16 protein-coding genes are annotated in these 19,033 nt (G+C 62.8%); 9 read left to right on the forward strand and 7 right to left on the reverse strand.

Going from position 1 to position 19,033, the window contains the following annotated elements:
• Positions 1-10: 10 nt before the first annotated feature.
• Positions 11-340, reverse strand: coding sequence for a PadR family transcriptional regulator (locus tag IRI77_RS01745; RefSeq protein WP_194450373.1), 330 nt, complete (start codon positions 338-340; stop codon positions 11-13).
• Positions 341-666: 326 nt separating this feature from the next.
• Between IRI77_RS01745 and IRI77_RS01750 the strand changes: the two genes are divergently transcribed.
• From IRI77_RS01750 to IRI77_RS01775, 6 genes are all read left to right on the forward strand, one after another.
• Positions 667-1,026 (forward strand): YciI family protein, encoded by a 360-nt coding sequence (locus IRI77_RS01750; RefSeq protein ID WP_194450374.1) that lies wholly within the window; start codon positions 667-669, stop codon positions 1,024-1,026.
• Between the two features lie 77 nt (positions 1,027-1,103).
• A complete protein-coding gene (locus tag IRI77_RS01755; protein WP_194450375.1) occupies positions 1,104-2,219 on the forward strand; it encodes a WD40/YVTN/BNR-like repeat-containing protein in 1,116 nt (371 codons plus the stop codon).
• Complete coding sequence (locus IRI77_RS01760; RefSeq protein ID WP_194450376.1) at positions 2,216-2,512, forward strand: MoaD/ThiS family protein; 297 nt, start codon at positions 2,216-2,218, stop codon at positions 2,510-2,512. The genes IRI77_RS01755 and IRI77_RS01760 overlap by 4 nt, the downstream gene beginning before the upstream one ends.
• Before the next feature lie 97 nt (positions 2,513-2,609).
• The gene (locus tag IRI77_RS01765; protein ID WP_194450377.1) at positions 2,610-3,386 is read left to right on the forward strand and encodes a class I SAM-dependent methyltransferase; all 777 of its coding nucleotides are present in this window, start codon (positions 2,610-2,612) and stop codon (positions 3,384-3,386) included.
• Between the two features lie 23 nt (positions 3,387-3,409).
• A complete protein-coding gene (locus IRI77_RS01770; protein WP_194450378.1) occupies positions 3,410-5,578 on the forward strand; it encodes a phytanoyl-CoA dioxygenase family protein in 2,169 nt (722 codons plus the stop codon).
• A gap of 11 nt (positions 5,579-5,589) precedes the next feature.
• On the forward strand, positions 5,590-8,496 hold the full coding sequence (locus tag IRI77_RS01775) for a glycosyltransferase family 4 protein (protein WP_194450379.1): 2,907 nt from the start codon (positions 5,590-5,592) through the stop codon (positions 8,494-8,496).
• Here the strand turns inward: IRI77_RS01775 and IRI77_RS01780 are convergent.
• Positions 8,493-8,999, reverse strand: coding sequence for a hypothetical protein (locus IRI77_RS01780; protein WP_194450380.1), 507 nt, complete (start codon positions 8,997-8,999; stop codon positions 8,493-8,495). The two genes, IRI77_RS01775 and IRI77_RS01780, sit on opposite strands and share 4 nt — an antisense overlap.
• A gap of 223 nt (positions 9,000-9,222) precedes the next feature.
• Between IRI77_RS01780 and IRI77_RS01785 the strand changes: the two genes are divergently transcribed.
• Positions 9,223-10,944: a GMC family oxidoreductase gene (locus IRI77_RS01785; protein WP_228486557.1), complete on the forward strand. Its 1,722-nt coding sequence runs from the start codon at positions 9,223-9,225 to the stop codon at positions 10,942-10,944.
• Positions 10,944-11,543, forward strand: coding sequence for a gluconate 2-dehydrogenase subunit 3 family protein (locus tag IRI77_RS01790; RefSeq protein ID WP_194450381.1), 600 nt, complete (start codon positions 10,944-10,946; stop codon positions 11,541-11,543). The genes IRI77_RS01785 and IRI77_RS01790 overlap by 1 nt, the downstream gene beginning before the upstream one ends.
• Positions 11,544-11,620: 77 nt before the next feature.
• On the opposite strand, the gene IRI77_RS01795 is transcribed toward IRI77_RS01790, so the two are convergent.
• From IRI77_RS01795 to dprA, 5 genes are all read right to left on the reverse strand, one after another.
• Positions 11,621-14,245: an MGH1-like glycoside hydrolase domain-containing protein gene (locus IRI77_RS01795; RefSeq protein WP_194450382.1), complete on the reverse strand. Its 2,625-nt coding sequence runs from the start codon at positions 14,243-14,245 to the stop codon at positions 11,621-11,623.
• Between the two features lie 77 nt (positions 14,246-14,322).
• Entirely contained in the window at positions 14,323-14,538 is a 216-nt protein-coding gene (locus IRI77_RS01800) for a type II toxin-antitoxin system HicB family antitoxin (RefSeq protein WP_194450383.1), read from the reverse strand.
• Positions 14,539-14,572: 34 nt separating this feature from the next.
• A complete protein-coding gene (locus IRI77_RS01805; RefSeq protein WP_194450384.1) occupies positions 14,573-14,932 on the reverse strand; it encodes a hypothetical protein in 360 nt (119 codons plus the stop codon).
• A 34-nt stretch (positions 14,933-14,966) separates the two neighbouring features.
• Positions 14,967-17,417 carry a type I DNA topoisomerase gene (topA, locus tag IRI77_RS01810; protein ID WP_194450385.1) on the reverse strand — a complete coding sequence of 817 codons (2,451 nt, stop codon included), beginning with the start codon at positions 17,415-17,417 and terminating at the stop codon, positions 14,967-14,969.
• Positions 17,418-17,487: 70 nt separating this feature from the next.
• Positions 17,488-18,639, reverse strand: a complete 1,152-nt coding sequence (dprA, locus tag IRI77_RS01815) for a DNA-processing protein DprA (RefSeq protein ID WP_194450386.1) — start codon at positions 18,637-18,639, stop codon at positions 17,488-17,490.
• A gap of 65 nt (positions 18,640-18,704) precedes the next feature.
• Between dprA and IRI77_RS01820 the strand changes: the two genes are divergently transcribed.
• The gene (locus IRI77_RS01820; protein WP_194450387.1) at positions 18,705-18,980 is read left to right on the forward strand and encodes a hypothetical protein; all 276 of its coding nucleotides are present in this window, start codon (positions 18,705-18,707) and stop codon (positions 18,978-18,980) included.
• Positions 18,981-19,033: the final 53 nt, after the last annotated feature.

Below are 19,033 nucleotides of genomic sequence, written 5' to 3' on the forward strand. Positions count from 1 at the left end.
GACTCCCGTGTCAGGCCGTCCGCACAATCAGGGAGATAGCCGCGGCCAGCCGCTCCCATTGCGCGGTTTCGTGCGCGAGAACCTGGCGGCCCGCCTCGGTCAAGGTGTAGTATTTCGCCCGCCGGCCGTTGTCGCTGACCGCCCATTCGGACGTGATCCAGGCGCTCTGCTCCAGTTTGTGGAGCGCCGGATACAGGGCTCCCTGGCCTACCTGCAGCACTTCACCCGACATTTGCCGGATGCGTTGCGCAATGGCCCAGCCGTGCATCGGCTCCAGCGCGATGACCTTCAGGATCAGCATGTCCAGGGTGCCCTGGACCAGGTCGGTTGGTTTGCTCAATGGCTCTCCCCTTAGTAACTGACAACAGACTAAGCGGAGAGCCCCGGCAACGTCAATGCATCAGAGAAGAAGTTACATCGAGGCGGGCGAACGGTTTCGCTGTGTAGGATTCAGGCTGCCCTCTTACGGCGCAGATGGGGTAGTCTGGACGGAGTTGAATCTAGAGCCGGACGCTGGGAATTTACAAATCTGAAGGCCCTCCGGCCCGCCTGCCTGTTGCAGGGGCGAAGAAATGGCGATACAACAGTGACACCACTTTGTTTTTTTCTTGCGAGGCGGTGTCGATTTCAGCCACTCGCGTTCGACGACTTAAAGGAGACCCTGGGATGAAGTACATGTTGCTGATTTATGCGGAGGAACACGTTTACACCGAACCGGAGCGTGTGGAGTGCTACGGCGAGTCTTCCAATCTCGCCCACCAGCTCAGCACCAACGGCCAGTATGTGAGCGCCTCTCCCCTGCAGTCGGTTTCCACCGCGGTGAGTGTCCGCGTTCGTGACGGCAAACGGCTGGTCACCGACGGCCCGTTTGCTGAAACGAGAGAACAATTGGGCGGCTACTTCATGGTGGAAGCCAAGAATCAGGACGAAGCCATCGATATCGCCAGCCGGATCCCCGGCGCCCGCAAGGGGACTGTCGAAGTCAGGCCGGTGGTGGAACTCCAGGGATTGCCGGCACAGGAATAAGCCGGCCGCGCTGTGCTTGCCTGGGGCTTGCCGGTGCGATGCCCACGTTTGGGATCAGGTTCGAAAGGAGCTGAGGGATGAGCAGCGTACGAGTACTGGTTGGCACACGCAAAGGTGCCTTTGTTCTGGAATCGGATGCGAAGCGCGAAAAGTGGGATGTCAGCGGCCCGCATTTCGCGGGCTGGGAGATCTATCACGTCAAGGGATCCCCTGTCGATCCCAACCGGATCTACGCCTCGCAGTCCAGCGGCTGGTTCGGCCAGCTGATTCAGCGATCAGACGATGGCGGCAAGACCTGGTCCCCCATGGACAACAAGTTTGTCTACGACGGCGTGCCCGGCACCCACCAGTGGTACGACGGCACTCCGCACCCCTGGGAGTTCAAGCGCGTCTGGCACCTGGAGCCGTCGCTTACCGACGCTGAAACTGTCTACGCCGGCGTCGAAGATGCTGCCCTGTTCAAATCGAGCGATGGCGGCAAGTCGTGGGCCGAACTCTCGGGCCTGCGTGAACACGGCACCGGACCCAAGTGGCAGCCCGGCGCGGGCGGCATGTGCCTGCATACGATTGTTCTCGACAAGAACGATCCGGGCCGCATCTACATCGCCATTTCGGCCGCGGGCGCCTTCCGCACCGACGATGGCGGTGTTACGTGGAAGCCCATCAACCAGGGACTGCGTTCACAGTACATTCCCGATCCCAAGGCGGAAGTGGGCCACTGTGTCCATCGCATCGCCATGCACCCGTCACGTCCTGATACGCTCTTCATGCAGAAGCATTGGGACGTGATGCGCAGCGACAACGCCGGCGACATGTGGCAGGAGGTCAGCGGCAACCTGCCCACCGACTTCGGTTTTGTCATCGACGTCCACGCCCACGAACCGGAGACCATCTACGTAGTGCCCATCAAGAGCGACTCCGAACATTTCCCCATCGACGGCAAGCTGCAGGTCTTCCGCAGCCGTACCGGCGGCAATGAATGGGAAGCGCTCACCAAGGGCCTGCCGCAGAGTGACTGCTATGTCAACGTGCTGCGCGATGCCATGGCCGTCGACAAGCTCGACCAGTGCGGCGTCTATTTCGGGACCACCGGCGGCCAGGTTTACGCCTCCAACAATGCCGGTGACAGCTGGGCGCCCATCGTCCGCGATTTGCCCGCGGTCCTGTCCGTGGAGGTCCAGACGCTGTCATGATCCGCGTCGAACTGCCCGCCCATCTCCGCAACCTGGCGGGCATTCAAGGCGAACTGCAACTCGATCTGGCCGGCCCGGTTACCATCCGGGCCGTGCTGGACGAGTTGGAGCGGCGCTACCCCATGCTCGCCGGCACGATGCGCGACCACGTGACCCGGAAACGCCGCGATTTCCTGCGTTTCTTCGCCTGTGAAGAAGACTGGTCGCACGAGCCGCACGACAAGCCCTTGCCCGAGACAGTAGCCACCGGCAGGGAGCCGCTCATCATCCTGGGCGCCATCGCCGGCGGGTAGCCGGTTGCCCATTCTCCTTTTATTCAGGTCAAATTGAGCGCATTGATCGTGACATGCGGCACCCACGGGTGCGCGGCCTGGCTGATAAACTTGTCGAATGCTCGACCACAATACGGACCAGGACTGGGAGGAATTCGCCAGGACCGAACCCTACTGGTCTGTTCTCTCCGCTGAGGAGTTCCGCAGGAAGAACCTCCGGCCCGAGGCCGTCGAGCGCTTCTTTCGCAGCGGCGAGGAGAGCATCTCCTCCATTGTCGATGTGCTGGCCCAGCACTATGGCTCCCCAAAGACCTTTGAATTGAGCCTGGATTTCGGCTGCGGCCTGGGGCGGCTCCTGCTGCCGCTGGCCGCCAGAAGCAGGAAAAGCATTGGTCTGGATGTATCCCCCACGATGCTCAAATTCTGCCGCGAGAATGCCGAGCGGCGAAATGTCAGGAATATCGAACTGGTCCAGTCCACTGACGACCTCGCCGCCGTAGACAAGTATGCGGGCGCCGTCGATCTGATCACGAGCTACATCGTCTTCCAGCACATCCCGCCGCGCCGTGGCTTTCGAATCCTCAATGGACTTCTGCGTCTATTGCGGCGCGGTGGAGTTGGATATCTTCACTTTACCTTCGCCGCGGAAATCCGGAGTGTAAAGTACGAAGCCGACAATGTGAGCGGTTCACTGTACCGTTTTTTTGAGCGGACGCCCGATGGCATTCGCAAAATGGTGGAGCATCCGGCCGGTGACACGCAAATTCAGATGAATCATTACAGCATGAACGAATTGTTGTGCTACCTTTACGAAAATGGGATTGCCGACGTGTCCATTCGATTCACGAATCACTCAGGAACGCTCGGCGCGGAGTGCTACGTCCGGAAATCCTGAAAACGTGAGGTTGTGGCAGGCGGATGCATAGCCTTTTCGTCATTGGCGATGTAGGCGGTCCGGAACAGTTCCACCTGGGCGACGAGGCGATGCTCGAGGCCAACCTCCTCACCCTGGCGCGGCTCATCCCTAATGTCCAATTTACGGTTGCCTCAGCGGACCCCGGCTGGTCCAGCCAGCGCTACCGTGTGTCCTCAGTCAAATCCCCTCTCGAACGCCCGATTGAGAAAGCCCTGGCTGGCACGCACGGAGTTGTCGTGTCGGGTGGCGGGAACCTGTGTTCCACCTGGCCCGACAAGGTCATGGATCGAATCGCGCTGCTGGAGCATGCTCAGGCGTTGAACCTGCCCACAGTCGTCCTGGGACAAATGATCGGACCGCACTTGGCCGCGGACCAGGAACGCCTGCTCTCCGCTCCACTGCGGAAGTGCGATTGGGTGGGTGTCCGCGACGCGGCCTCTGCCTCCATCGCCTTGCGGCTGGGCGTGGATCCGGCACGCCTGCACAGGCAGATGGACGATGCCTACTTCCTCGAGCCGCTCCCTGTGGAGGACGAGCGCGCGGAACCGCTGCGCAGTCTGCCGCAACCCTGGATCCTGGTCACGCTGGATCCCTCTTTTGCCACTGAACATCGGGCAAAGACGCTGGAGGTGCTCGCCAGCCAGCTCGACGGCCTGGCCGCCAGCCTGGGCGCCTCGCTGATCTTTGTTCCACACGTCGGCGGGCTGCCGGGCAGCGGCGATGCCGAGGCCGGCCAGGCCCTGCGCTCCAGGATGCGGGCCGATCTCCTGCTGCTGAACCCCTGGGCACCGCGCGAAGCTGTATGGCTCACCGGTCAGGCGGCCATGGTGGTCTCGGCCCGTTATCACCCCCTGGTGTTCGCCACCGCGTGCGGCGTCCCGGCCTTGGGTATCACCGTCGATGAGTACACACGGACCAAGCACCACGGCGCCCTGGCGTCTGCCGGCATCGAGGGGTGGTGCCTGTCCGCGGCCGAAGTGGAGCGCGGAGCCCTGCTGCCGCTCGCCCTGGAGCTGTGGGACCACAGGGCCGGTCTTCGCAAGCGTCTGGCGGATGCTTCCCAACGGGCCTGGCAACACGAGAAGCAACGCTGGGACGGAATCCTCCGTGCGTTGCGCCTCGCCCCTGCTTCTGAAAGCTGGCCGGCCCCACCGGCGATTCATGTGCCTCCGGATCGCGACGGGCGCCCCACCCAGCTCATCAGCAGCGACCAATGGAGGGAATACGACCGCAACGGTTATCTCCGCCTGGGCCGGCTGTTGGATGATGACCAACTAGCCCGGCTGCGCGAGCGGCTGGACGGCATCATGCTCGGCCAGGTGCGCTATCCCACCCTCCATATGCAGTTGGACACGGGTGGGGCGTATGAGGATCTACCGGATCCGGTGGCCGGCCACTCCGGCGCCACGCTCGCTTACCGCAAGATCCAGGGCCTGGAGGCCGATCCGCTGATTCTGGAGTTGGTGCGGCGCGATCTCTTCCGCGAGATTTGCGCGCGGCACTACGGCGCTCACGTCCCCATCTCGATTTTCCGCGTGATGATGATGAACAAACCGGCCGGCCAGGGCACCTACCTCCCCTGGCACCAGGACGCCGGCGACGTGTGGAAGCTCGATCGCGATCCCCTGGTCACCTCGTGGATTGCGCTCGATCCGGCCACACGCCTCAACGGCTGCGTGCAGGTCATTCCCGGCTCGCACCACCTCGGCCTGCTGAGCAAGAACGGCAGCACTCTGAGTCCGGAACACGTGGAGCAGTACTGTCCCGCAGACCGCATCGAGCATCTCGAACTGGAGCCCGGCGAAGGACTGCTGCTGCACAACTGGCTGCTGCATCGCAGCGAAGTGAACCGCACCGGAATACCGCGGCGCGCGCTGAGCGCCTGCTATATGGACGGTCGAACCCTGGGGACGCTCACCGGCACGCGCTACCCGGTTATCTTCGGCGCCCACGAGGACACCGAAACCGCCATGCCCTTTCTGCGCGGACTGCTGGCGGAATCCGCCCAGTTGCGCGAGAGGGCCACGGAAGCCGAACGGTACGCCCGCAGCCTGCTCGAGGACAATCAGCGCCGCGAGGAAATGCGGCTGGAATCAGAACGCTATGCGAAGTCGCTGGAAGCTGAACTGAAGAAGATTCGTGCGCCCCGCCGCATGTTCTTCCTTCGTTGATGGAACGCGCCATGGGTGGCACCGCTCTATTCACAGTCATCGCGAAGAACTACCTGGCGCACGCGCGCCAGCTCATGCGCTCGGCTGCGGCGCAGCATCCGGATTGGCGCCGCTTTGTGATCCTGGTCGATCGTGTCGACGGCTACTTTGATCCGGCCGCCGAAGACTTTGAGCTCATCCTCTCCACCGGCTTGTCGATCCCTGAATCGCGCTGGTTTCATTTCAAGTACAGCATCCTGGAACTGAGCACCGCGGTGAAGCCGTATGCCTTTGAGCACCTGTTCCGGCTGCACGGCTTCGACCGGATCGTGTATCTCGATCCCGACATTCGAATCTACTCACCCCTCAGCCGCGTCACCGAATTACTCCAGGCATCGTCCATCGTCCTGACGCCCCATCTCACCGCGGCGCTCGAAGACGGCAAGCGGCCCAGCGAGATCGACATCCTCAGGTCAGGTTCGTATAACCTCGGGTTCATCGCCGTCACCCGCTGCGCGGCGTCTTCGGCCTTTCTCTGCTGGTGGCAGCAGCGGTTGTTCGACCATTGCCTGGTGGATCTCCCGCGCGGCCTGTTTGTCGATCAACGCTGGGTGGACCTTGTGCCCGGCCTGTTCGAGAACGTGGCCATCCTTCGCGACCCCGGTTACAACGTGGCCTACTGGAACCTGTCGCACCGGCCCATCACTCGCTCTCCAGGCGGCTATGAAGTCGCGGGCGCACCGCTCGCCTTCTTTCACTTCAGCGGCTACGACGTCGATCATCCCGAAAAGGTGTCGAAGCACCAGAACCGACACGAGATGCCTGCGCTCCCGCCCGTCGTTCGGCAGATCTTCCACGACTACGGGCAACAGTTGCTCGCCGAAGGCCTCGCCGCGTGCCGCAATTGGCCTCAGGCGTATTCCTATTTTGAGAACGGTACCGGCATTCCCGATATGTGCCGGCCCATCCATCACGAGGAGCCCGAACTCGCCCGGTCGGTCGCCGACCCCTTCTCCGACGAGGGCTTCAAGCTGTTTGTGGAGGTGTGGAACCGGCCCATCCAGGAGCATGCCGGGCGCCCTGGCATCTCCCGCCTCGCTTACCGCATCTACCGCACCCGGACCGATGTCCAGGCCGCGATGCCCGATATTTTCGGCGGCCATTACTTTCGATTTCTCGAGTGGTTGCTCAACAGCGGCCGCCTGGAGCACGGCGTCGGAGACGCGTTCCTCACCACCATCACGGCGGCGGCCCGCACCTACCGGGACCATCGCGAGAGCCTGTCGTCGCCAGATCCGCTGGACGAACGCGAAGGCGTCGACGGTACCTCCGGTGAGGCGCCGGCCGACGGCACCCGGCTCCACCTCACGCGTCTGGCCGCGGCGATCTACAACGCGCGCCCTGAATTGCAGCGCACCTTCCCAGATCCGCGTGGGCGCGACCGTGCGCGCTTCCTGGTCTGGCTGCTGACCTATGGCCGCCAGGAGTATCAGCTTTCCACGCACCACGTAGCCATCCTGAATCAGCAGTGGCGCGCGGTCCTCGACTCCCTGCCCGGTTCCCATGCCAGGCTTCGCCACCAGGCGATCCTGGCGGCGATGGGCGCCTCCCTGTCCACGCGCGGCCTGCTGAGCCGGGCCAGGTCCGTCGTCGGCCTGTTCCACAATGGCTCCCAGCGAACACAGACGGTAGACAACCTCCCCTACGCCGCCCCGTCCGAGTTGGCCGTTGCCGCTCCGCCCGAACCAGAGTCCGCCGAGTTCGGCGTCAACCTGGTGGGGTATTTCCGGTCTGAAACCGGAGTGGGTGAATCGGTCCGCGCGGCGTGTGGGGCTCTGCGCTCCGTCTCAGTGCCCCTCAGCCTGCGCGCCGCGGAGGAGGCCGGCTACTGCCAGGCCCGCGACCGCTCGGTGGGTCCGATGTCCGCCGAATTCCCCTATTCGACCAACCTGATCCATGTCAACGCGGACCAGGCCGCCCATGTCGCCAGCCAACTCGGAGGGCGCTTCTTCCGGAACCGCCACAACATTGGCTACTGGGCCTGGGAGTTGGAGGAGTTTCCAGACCGCTGGAGCGATGCCTTCTCCTACTACCACGAGCTGTGGACACCCAGCGAGTTCTGCAGCCGGTCCATTCGGCAGAAGTCGCCCATACCCGTCCACGCCATCCCGCACGCGGTGAGTCCGGTGGTTTCCGGCAGCCTGGACCGGCAGCACTTTGGATTCAAGCCCGGACAGTTCGTGTTTCTGACTGCGTTCGACGTGCTGAGCGTGATTGAGAGAAAGAATCCGCTGGCGTCGATCCGCGCATTCCTCGCGGCGTTTGGCTCCAACCCGGATTGCCAGCTCGTCGTGAAGGTCAACAATGCAGCCACCGCGCCAAGGGAGCATCGGAGAGTCCTGGAGAGTGTGGCCTCCGCGTGCGCTTCGCCCAACATTCGAATCTTTGATGCCACGCTGTCCCGCAACGAAATGCATGCCCTCACCCAGTGCGCCGACTGCATTGTTTCGCTGCACAGATCCGAAGGCTTCGGCCTCCACATCGCGGAGGCCATGTATTTCGGCAAGCCTACGATTGTCACCAACTACTCCGGCAACGTCGACTTCACACGCAGGGAGAATTCGATGCTGGTGGACTTCCGCCTGATTCCGGTCGGGCAGGGCTGCCTGCCCTACGACGAGAACAGCCGTTGGGCCGATCCCGCTGTCGAGCAGGCGGCCAGCCACATGCGGACGATTGTGGCCGAGCCTGATCTGCGCACCCGCCTGTCCGCCGCTGCCAGCACGTTCGTACGAACAAACCTGAGCCCCGCCGCAGTCGGCCAGTTGATGCGCGAGCGGTTGGAGGCAATCGCGCAGGCCCACGCCTCCGCTGGGTTCCCATCAACTTCAACCCGGAGCCAGCCGGTTCCGTCTGCAGCCATGCGCGCCGGGTGTTAGCGCTCGTTGGTGACGTAACCTCTCAACAGCACCCGCGACAGCCGCACCACAGAGCCCTCCGCCTCGCCCGGAACCTCGGCACAGATCCGCGCCTCCGGACGAACCACGAAGCCTGTCGTCATACGCTCGCTGGATCCGCCATTCCCAAACCCATCCAGGCGAACCGCCGATTCAAACGTGCGCCTGGACTTCGCCGGATCCCCCAGGTTCTGCACCAGCAACCGTAGAACCGCGAACTGATTGGGCGGTCCCGTCACATAGCGCCAGTCGACATCCGTGATCACCAGCAGCGAGCCTTCGCTCACTCGAAAGGCGGACGTCTCCGCGCTCCCATCGCCCCACGAGCGGACAAACTCCATCTTGTTCGTCCCGCAGCCGTCCTTGAAGCCAGGTGTGAACTCCAGCAGGACGATGTTCGACGCTTTCGGGCGGCTGGGCCCCGGCTGGGCCGCGGCGCCCATCGCACAAACAGCGAAGCTCATAATCAGCAGGCAGAATCGCATGGGAATCGATCGGGGCCCTTTCCTCGTGAATGTTCGCCGGCACGGTAAGGCGTGTGCGCAATCTGGTGGATACATCCATTTTGCCGCACTCACCGCCTGCCTTCAGTGCCTACTGGAATCGACGTGCCGGGGCAGGGAATTGTTTCGAGGGCACCAGCGGCATTTCTTTCGATTCCCGTGCCTCCTAATCCTTCACTCTTTCCTCCTCGATGTGTTAAACCTGATGGACATGCCACAGGTGATGAGGGGCTCACCGGTTCACGATGTCGTTGTCATCGGCTCTGGAGCCGGTGGCGGAACCGTCGCCCATGTTCTGACGAAGCTCGGCGTGAAAGTCACGCTGCTGGAAGCCGGGGCCATGCTCAACCCCGCGCGCGACTATAAGGAACACAAGACGCCCGCGGACTACCCGCATCGCGGCGCCGGCGACGACGCGGCCTCCTACTTCGGCCGCAAGGACTTCGGTTTCTTCAGCGCGCCCACCGGCTATTGGGAGATCGACGAGGAGCCCTATACCGTCGCCGAAGGCAGTCAGTTCCGCTGGTTCCGCTCGCGCATCCTCGGCGGCCGCACCAATCACTATGGCCGCATCTCGCTGCGCTTCGCCGATTACGACTTCAAGGCCAGCCTGCTCAACGATGGCCTCGGCTCTGACTGGCCCGTCTCCTACGAGGAGATCGCGCCTTACTACGACAAGGCCGAAGACTTCATCGGAATCTGCGGCACCGCCGAAGGCTTGCGTTCCGCCCCTGACGGCAAGTTCCTGCCCGCGCCGGCCCTGCGCGTGCATGAGCACCTCATCCAGAAGTCATCCCGCAAGCTGAACATCCCGTGCGTGCCGTCGCGCATGGCCATCCTCACCAAGCCGAAGAACGGCCGCCTCGCCTGCCACTACTGCGGCCAGTGCGGACGCGGCTGCGTCACCGCCTCCAACTATTCATCGAGCCAGGTGCAGATCTTCCCGGCCATGAAGACCGGCCTGCTCACCGTCATCCCCAACGCCATGGTCCGCGAGATCATCACCGGCGCCGATGGCAAGGCGAAAGCGGTCAGTTACATCGACAAGACCACACGCACCGAGAAGCAGATCAACTGCCGCGTTGTCGTATTGGCGGCTAGCGCCTGCGAGAGCGCCCGCCTGCTGCTGAACTCGAAATCCTCCCGCCATCCCGACGGCCTGGCGAACTCCTCCGGCAGCGTCGGCCGCAATCTCACCGACACCGTCGGCTACAGCCTGGGCGGCTACGTCCCGGCGCTGGAAGGCATGATGAAGCACGACACCGACGGCTATGCCGGAGGCCACGTCTACATGCCCTGGTGGGGCCTGGAGCAGAAGAACAAGGACTTCCCGCGCGGCTATCACATCGAGGTCGGCGGCGGCTACGGCATGCCGATGCTCGGCAGCTTCAACGGCGTCTGCCGCTCCCACGAAGGCTACGGAGCGGGGCTGAAGAAGGCCATCCTCGACAGCTACGGCTGCTCCGTCGGCTTCGCCGGCCGCGGCGAGATGATCCCCAATGCCAAGAGCTACTGCGACATCGATCCGCATGTCGTCGACCGCTGGGGCATCCCCGTCCTCCGCTTCCACTTCGAGTGGAGCGACTACGAGCTCAAGATGGTGAAGCACATGCACGACACCTTTGCCGCCATTATCGAAGGCATGGGCGGACGCGTGAACGGACCCAAGACCGTGGCGGACACAGCCCGTGCCATCTCCACACCCGGCGAGATCATCCACGAACTCGGCACCGTCCGCATGGGCTCCGATCCGAGTACCAGTGCACTGAACAAATACTCGCAGGCGCACGACGTGAAGAACGTATTCGTAGCCGATGCCGCGCCATTCGTCACCAATCCCGACAAGAACCCGACCCTGACCATCTGCGCCATGGCTTGGCGCGCGTCCGAATTCATCGCCGAAGGACTCAAGAAGGGAGAGCTGTAATGGAATCGACGCGACGCGACCTCCTCCGCAACGTCGCCGCCGCCGCCCTGCTCGGGCAGTTGTCGGCCGAGGCCATGCAGCACGTCCACGAGCATGCCGCCGAGGCGAAGAAAGCCACGGCCGGCGTGTACAAGCCCAAGGCCCTGAACGCGCACGAATATCAGACCGTAACGAAGCTGGCGGATCTCATCCTGCCGCCCGAGGGCGGGGAACCCGGTGGCGCCACCGCCGGAGCGCCCGAGTTCATCGACCTCCTCTGTTCCGGTTCTGACCGCATGGCCCAGATCTGGCTGGGCGGCCTGGCCTGGCTCGACGACCAGAGCCTGAAGCGCTACGAGGCCACATTCCTCGACGCGAAACCGGCGCAGCAAACGGAACTCCTCGACCTCATCGCCTATCGCCGCAACGACACGCCCGAGACCGGCCCCGGCATCCGCTTCTTCGAGTGGGCCCGCCGCATGGTAGTGGACGCCTACTTCACCTCGCCCGCCGGAGTGAAAGCGTTAGGCTACAAGGGCAACGTGGGCATGCAGGTCTTCCAGGTACCCCAGGAAGCCATCACCTACGCGATAAGCCGTTCCCCGTTCAAGGAAGGTTGAGCCCGGCACCCGAAACAGAGCCGCGAGTGTCAACGAGCGGGCAGTCCGAATGCTGCCCCAGCACTTCAGCCGGCCCGTCACTCCCCGCTCTGCGTCAACAGCTTAGCCACCAGCGCCGTCCAGCCCGTCTGGTGATTCGCTCCCAGCCCGGCCCCGTTATCCCCATGGAAATACTCATGGAAGAACAAATAATCCCGGAAGTGTTCATCCGTCTGGAACAGCTCCGTATCCCCGTAGCACGCCCGTCGGCCATTCTCATCCCGCAGGAAGATATGCGACAACCGCTTGGAGATCTCCGCCGCGATCTCGGCCAAGTCCATCACGTTTCCCGACCCCGTTGGAAACTCCACCTGCAGCCGGTCTCCAAAGAAGTGGTGGAACTTCTGCAGCGACTCGATCAGCAGGTAGTTCAACGGAAACCAGATCGGTCCCCGCCAATTGGAATTCCCGCCGAACATGCGCGACGACGACTCCGCCGGACAGTAATCCACCCGGTACTCATCCCCGTTCACGTGCATCACGAACGGATTCTTGCGGTGCACCTGCGACATCGACCGGATCCCGTATGGCGACAGAAACTCTGCCTCGTCCAGCATCAGCTCCAACGCGCGGATCAGGCGGATGGGCTGGATCAGCGCAATGATCCCCAGCGGGTTCCGGTCATCCGCCGGATGCCACAACAGGTGTTCCGTCAAATCGCGCCGATGCTCGATGAACCACTTCGTCCGCCGCTGGAACCCATCCAGGTTGGCGGTCAACTCGGCGTCGAAGGTCTCCACCGCAAATAGCGGGATCAGGCCCACAATCGACCGTACGCGTAGCGGGTAGCAATGGCCGTTCGGCAGCCGCAGCCGGTCGTAGTAGAAGCCGTCCTGCTCGTCCCACAGTCCTGCGCCGCCCAGCGTATTCATGGCCGACGAGATGTACAGGAAGTGCTCCAGGAACTTGCTGGCGATATCCTCATACGCCGCATTTACCTTGGCCAGTTCCAGTGCGATGCGCAGCATGTTCAGCGAGTACATCGCCATCCAACTGGTTCCGTCCGACTGCTCGATATAGCCGCCTGTCGGCAGCGGCCGCGACCGGTCAAAGACGCCGATGTTGTCCAGCCCCAGAAAGCCGCCCTCGAAGATGTTGTCTCCAGTCGAGTCCTTGCGGTTCACCCACCACGTAAAGTTCATCAGCAGCTTGTGGAAGCAGCGCTCCAGGAACTCGTAATCCGGCCCGCCGTTCTCCTTCCAGTCAATCTTGAACACGCGGTAGCAGGCCCACGCGTGCACCGGCGGATTCACATCGGAAAACGCCCACTCATACGCCGGAATCTGACCGTTCGGATGCAGGTACCATTCGCGTAGCAACAGTTGCAATTGCGTCTTGGCGAACTCCGCATCGACCTGCGCGAACGGGATCATGTGAAACGCCAGATCCCACGCCGCAAACCACGGATACTCCCACTTGTCCGGCATCGACAGGATGTCGTCGGTGAAGAAATGCCGCCACTCCGAATTCCGGCCGTTCAGCCGCTCCTCCGGAGGCGGAGGCGTCGCCGGATCGCCCTTCAGCCAGTCCTCCACGACGTAGTGATAGTACTGCTTCGACCACAGCAAGCCCGCGAACGCCTGCCGCTGCACCAACCGGGCATCGTCCGACAAAGTGCAGGATCTCAGCTCGCAGTAGAAGTCGTCCGCCTCCTTCAGGCGCTGCGCAAAAATCTCGTCGAAATTCGAGAAGCCTTCCGCCGCAGGAGCGTCCGCCCGCAGCCGCAGCCGCACCGAGACGCTGCCGCCCGCCGGCACTTCCAGTTGGTACCAGCCGCACATCTTGGAGCCTGTCTGGAGTGGATTCACGGCCTCCAGTTCGCCGCTCACGATCCTGCGGTGGAACGCATCCTTTGTATACACGCTGCCTTTGGAGTTGCCGTACAGCACGTGATCATTCGACTCATTCTCCGTGAACAGCAGCGGCGGCGCGCCCTCCAGCGTGAAGCTCCAGCGGCCCATCGTGGCTTCGCTGGCCTCCACCTGGCCCGGGCCCGTTTCCGTGATGCTGGCCCGCGGGCGATCCTTGCGGCCCCACGACCAGCGGTTGCGGAACCACAGCGTCGGCAGCAGATGCAGCGGAGCCGCCACCGGGCCCCGGTTGTGCACCGTCAGCCGGATCAGGATGTCGTTCTCTTCCGCCTTGGCGTATTCCGCGAACACATCGAAGTAGCGGTTCTCGTCGAAACAGCCGGACTCCCATACCTCCGGCTCATGCTCGTGCAGGCCCAGTTGCGCCGCCCGCCGCCGCAGCCAGTCGTAGGGGTAATGGCGCTGTGGATACTTGTACAGCGCCTTCATGTAGGAATGAGTCGGCGTCGAGTCCAGGTAGAAGTAGACTTCCTTGACGTCCTCGCCGTGATTCCCCTGGCCGTTGTTCAGGCCATACAGGCGCTCCTTGAGGATCGGATCCCTGCCGTTCCATAGGGCCACCGCGAAGCACAGCCGCTGGTGGTTGTCGCTGATGCCCAGCAGTCCATCCTCACCCCACCGGTAGGCCCGCTGGTGCGAATGCTCAAAAGGAAAGGAGGCCCAGGCATCACCCTCGGGCGAGTAGTCTTCGCGCACCGTGCCCCATTGGCGCTCCGAAAGGTATGGCCCCCAGCGCTTCCAGTGCTTGACGCGGTCTCGGGCCTCCAGCAAACGCTGGTGCTCAGCAGACATATCTTTCAGTGTAGATAGATTGTCCCGGTCGTTCCATCAATTCGCGACTGGTTGACGGAGCTGACCCGGTCTGGCCGTCACGGCGTCTCCACGGTCAGGAACTGTGTCCCCGGAGCAGGCGGCTCCTCCCCATGGGCTCGCATCGCCTCCAGGTGCCGCCGCAGGGCGACAGCGAGGTTTGCTTTCAGTTCTTCCAGATCGCTGCCCGTGGCGACGCACCCGGGGAGATCAGGAAAGTAAGCAGAGAGGTTTCTCTCTCCCTGTTCGACCACGGCGATGTACTGGTCAGCCATCCTTCCATCCTCCCAGGATCAAAGATCAGCGCAATCAGGCCGCCGCCCGCTGCATTCGCCTCTTCCGCACCATGACAACGATCAGCGCAACTACGAAAGCAGACAGGCCTCCACCCCACACCAGCGTCGACCGCTTGGACCTCTGGTGCTCGTCGAACCGCTTCGCATAGCCCTGCGGATCGCTGAGGAAAATGGGAGCCTCTTCCTTGCTCACCGCATACCGCACGCCGTCCAGGAAATAGGCGATGCCCGAAGACCCGACGGTCCCGTAGCAAACCACGCAGACCTCTTCCGGGCGAGCCGGCACCGGACCCGATAAGTCCGGAGCCGAAGATCGTACCACCACCGCCAGCACTAAGGCCAGCAGACACACCTGGAGTACTCTTGCAGTCATAACCAGATATGCCCAACCGCGGCGCGGCTATTCCTCACGCCGGGACTGGGGTCTCCGCCACCTCGCGCTTGTACTTGCACTCCTTGTTGGGGCACTGCGCGAAATGGCCTGATTTCAGAACCTTGTCCACCAGGTACGGCGATCCGCACTCGGGGCACTTCTCTGGGATCGGCCGCGCCCAGGCGACAAAGTCGCAATCCGGATACCGTGTGCACCCGTAGAACGTCTTGCCGCGTTTGCTGCGCCGCTCGCTGATCTCGCCCGTGCCGCACTGCGGGCACATCACCCCGATGGTCTTCTGCTTGACGTACTTGCACGTCGGGTAGTTCGAACAGGCCGTGAACTCGCCGAAACGGCCGCTCTTCGTCACCAGGTTGTGATCGCACAGCGGGCACTTCTCGTCCAGGATCACGTCCGGCTGCTTTTGGGCCTGGCCCAGTTGCTTGGTCGTCTTGCAGTCCGGATAGCCGGTGCAGGCCAGGAACGTTCCGAAGCGGCCCTTTTTGAGGACCATTTCGCGCCCGCAGTTCGGGCAGTACTCCGTCGCGTCCTGCTCGGAGATCTCGACCTTCTCCTCGCCGTTCTCCGGGCTGTCCAGCTCGTGGATGCCCTTGTTCAGCTGCCGCGTATTGGTGCATTCGGGGTAGCCGGTGCAGGCCAGGAAGCTGCCGTGCTTGCCCCACTTGATCACCATCGGCTTGCCGCACTTCTCGCAGATCTGGTCGGTCGGCAGCTCCATGCGCTTGATGTCGCGCATCGACCGCTCGGCCTCTTCCAGGTCCTTCAGGAAGCGGTTGTAGAAATCCGCCATCGCGACGTGCCAGTCGAGTTTGCCTTCCTCGATCTGGTCCAGGTCGTCCTCCATCCGCGCCGTGTAGTTCACGTCGAAGATGTCGGCGAAGCTCTCCACCAGCAGCTCCGTCACCACCACCCCTAACTCGGTGGGGATGAACTTGCCGCCCTCGCGCTTGACGTACTCGCGTTCCTGGATCGTCGACAGAATCGAAGCGTAGGTCGACGGCCGGCCCACGCCATCCGATTCCAGCTCCTTCACCAGCGTCGCTTCCGTGAAACGGGGCGGCGGCTCGGTAAAGTGCTGCTCGGGATGGATCGCCTTGAAGCGCAGCGTCTCGCCGTCGCTTACCTGCGGCAGCCGGGCGCTCTCTTCGTCGTCTTCCTCGTCCTTCTGGTCCTTGCCTTCCTTATAGACAGCCTGGAAGCCATCGAACTTCGGCACGCTGCCCGTCGCCCGCATCAGGTACTCGGAGCTGTCCGTGCCCTGCGCCACCACTTCGATAGTTGTCTGGTCGAACACCGCCGGCGTCATCTGCGACGCCACGAAGCGCATCCAAACCAGTCTGTAAACTTTCAGCTCGTCTTCCGACAAGTAGGGCGCCACCTGGTCCGGATGCCGCATGGCTGACGTCGGACGAATCGCTTCGTGCGCGTCCTGCGCCGCCTTCTTCGTCTTGTAGACGTTGGGCGACTCCGGCAGGTACTGCTCGCCGAAGCGCTGCCCGATCATCTCCCGCACCTCTTTCAACGCGTCGTCGCTGACGCGCGTCGAATCGGTACGCATGTAGGTGATCAGACCGACCGAACCCTCTTCGCCGAGCTCGACGCCTTCATACAGCCGCTGCGCCAGCATCATCGTGCGCTTCACGCTGAAGCGCAGCTTGCGGGCCGATTCCTGCTGCAGGGTGGACGTGATGAACGGCGGCACCGCATGACGCCGCTTTTCGCGCGTCGTCACCGTGCGGACGACATACTGCGCGCCTTCCAGCGCCGTCACAATCGCATCCGCTGAGGTCTGGTCCGCAATTTCGACGTTCACCCCGTCGCGCTTGGCCAGGTTGGCCTTGAGCACGGGTGCCTTTTTCGCGTTCAGGTGAACTTCGACCGACCAGTACTCCTGCTTGACGAAGGAGCGAATCTCACGCTCGCGGTCCACAATCATGCGGAGCGCGACGGTCTGTACCCGTCCGGCCGATAGTCCGCGCCGGACCTTGTCCCACAGCAGCGGGGAGATCTTGTAGCCCACCAGGCGGTCCAGTACGCGCCGCGCCTGCTGGGCATCTACCAGGTTGGTGTCTACGGCACGCGGCGTCTCAAACGCCTTGCGCACCGCATTGGCCGTGATTTCGTTAAAGGTGACGCGGTATACGCTTGGCCCTTCACCCTTCTTGGGCTGGAGCTCTTCCTGCAGGTGATAGCAGATAGCTTCGCCTTCCCGGTCAGGGTCAGCTGCGAGATAGATGGCGTCGGATTCCTTGGCCGCCTTGCGCAGTTCGTCGATGAGCTTCTTCTTGCCCTCGATCACTACATAAGAAGGACGGAAGTCGTGGTCGACGTCCACCGCGATGTCATTCTTGGGCAAGTCTTTCACGTGGCCGAGACTGGCCTTGACCGTGAAGCCCTTACCCAGATACTTGCCGATCGTCTTCGCCTTCGCGGGCGATTCGACGATCACGAGAGATTTGGCCATAACAGGTAACTAAAAAGACGAATTCCGATTTGACACGGCTCCGGGGCGGCAGGGCCGGCTCCCAGGCAGTTCACTCGTACCACACCTTAACATAACTGCGGCCGGGGAGTTGGCGGACCTGACCTCGCAATTCCAGTTCGAACAGCGTGGCGATCACCTCGGATGGCGAACAGTCCAAGAGATGCTCCAATAGGGTGTCAAGATGCATCGGCGTATCAACAGTAAGAAAAGAAAGAACTTGCGAAGCGATGGCGGCCATCGGCCCAGGCTCCTGGCCCGCACCCTCCTCCAGGGGAAGCTCTGCCTGCCGCGCCAATTTCGACCTTGTTTCCCAACTCAATCCGTCCAGAATGTCGGCCGCCGATTGCACCAGCTGCGCCCCCTGTTTCAGTAGAAGGTTGGGTCCGAAGCTCAACTTGGAGGTGATGTTGCCGGGCACGGCAAAGACCTCCTTGTTCTGGTCCAGGGCCAGCCGGGCGGTAATCAGACTGCCGCTGTACTGTACTCCCTCGACCACCACGACGCCGTCGGAAAGGCCGCTCACGATCCGGTTCCGGATCGGAAAATTCTGAGGATGGGCCGGTGTCCCCAACGGGAATTCGCTCAGCAGCAGCCCCTCCGCGGCGATCCGTCCCGCCAGCTTGCGGTTCTCGGCCGGGTAGATAATGTCCAACCCGCACCCGAAAACGGCGCACGTTCCCCCTCCTGCCTTCAGTGCCCCCAAATGGGCGGCGGTGTCGATGCCCTTGGCCATGCCGCTGGCCACCGTGACCCCTGCTTTGGCCAGATCGATGGCCAGGTGCTCCGCCGCCACCATCCCATAGGTGCTGGGTCTCCGGCTGCCCACCAGCGCCACCATGACCGTGTCCAGCAACTCCACGTGCCCCTGCACGAACAGTAGCGGAGGCGGATCGTAGATCTGGCGCAGTTGTGGCGGGTACAGCACGTCGGTGAACGCGACCACTTGCGTGCCTGTCGCCTTGAGCCGCTGCTGCTGCTCCGCCGCGTCTTCAAAGGCGCAGCCGCTGGCCAGGCTGCGCGCGACCGAACCAGCCAGCCCCGAGGCTTCCAGTTCTGACGTCGAGGCCCGGAAGATCGCTTCCGGCGAGCCGAAGCGTTCCAGAAGAAGGGCCGTCTTTCGAGCCCCAAGACCCGGCGTGAGGCGCAAGGCCAGCCAGTGCAGCAGTTGTTCATTCGTGTGGACACACTCGGAGGGCGGCATATTCCAGTAAGTGAGTGGGTTGGCTGGGGAACTCCTCTCTGTCTGCGTTACGCTGGAAGAGCACTATGCGCCGGGAAGACGCCTTTTTTGGGGACCAGGAACTAGTCCTTATCTATATAGGGAAACGACTCAGCGAGTCGAAAGCCGTAGAGAAGTTGTTGGATGAAGCCGGGCTGGATTACCTGGTCGAGCCGGACCGCTATCGCGGAGGCGTGCTGTTCATCCGCGAACTGATCGGTGCGTTTTTCTATGTGACTGAGGAAAATGCGGATACGGCCCGCGAGCTGCTGCGCGCCGCCAAGCATGCGGTGTATGTCCCAGGCGGCCAGGCCGCCAGATAAAAAAGGCCGGGCAAGCCCGAAGGCCTGCCCGGCAATTGTCCGGATGTGCAGCG

This window comes from Paludibaculum fermentans, assembly GCF_015277775.1.
Taxonomy (GTDB): Bacteria; Acidobacteriota; Terriglobia; order Bryobacterales; family Bryobacteraceae; genus Paludibaculum; species Paludibaculum fermentans.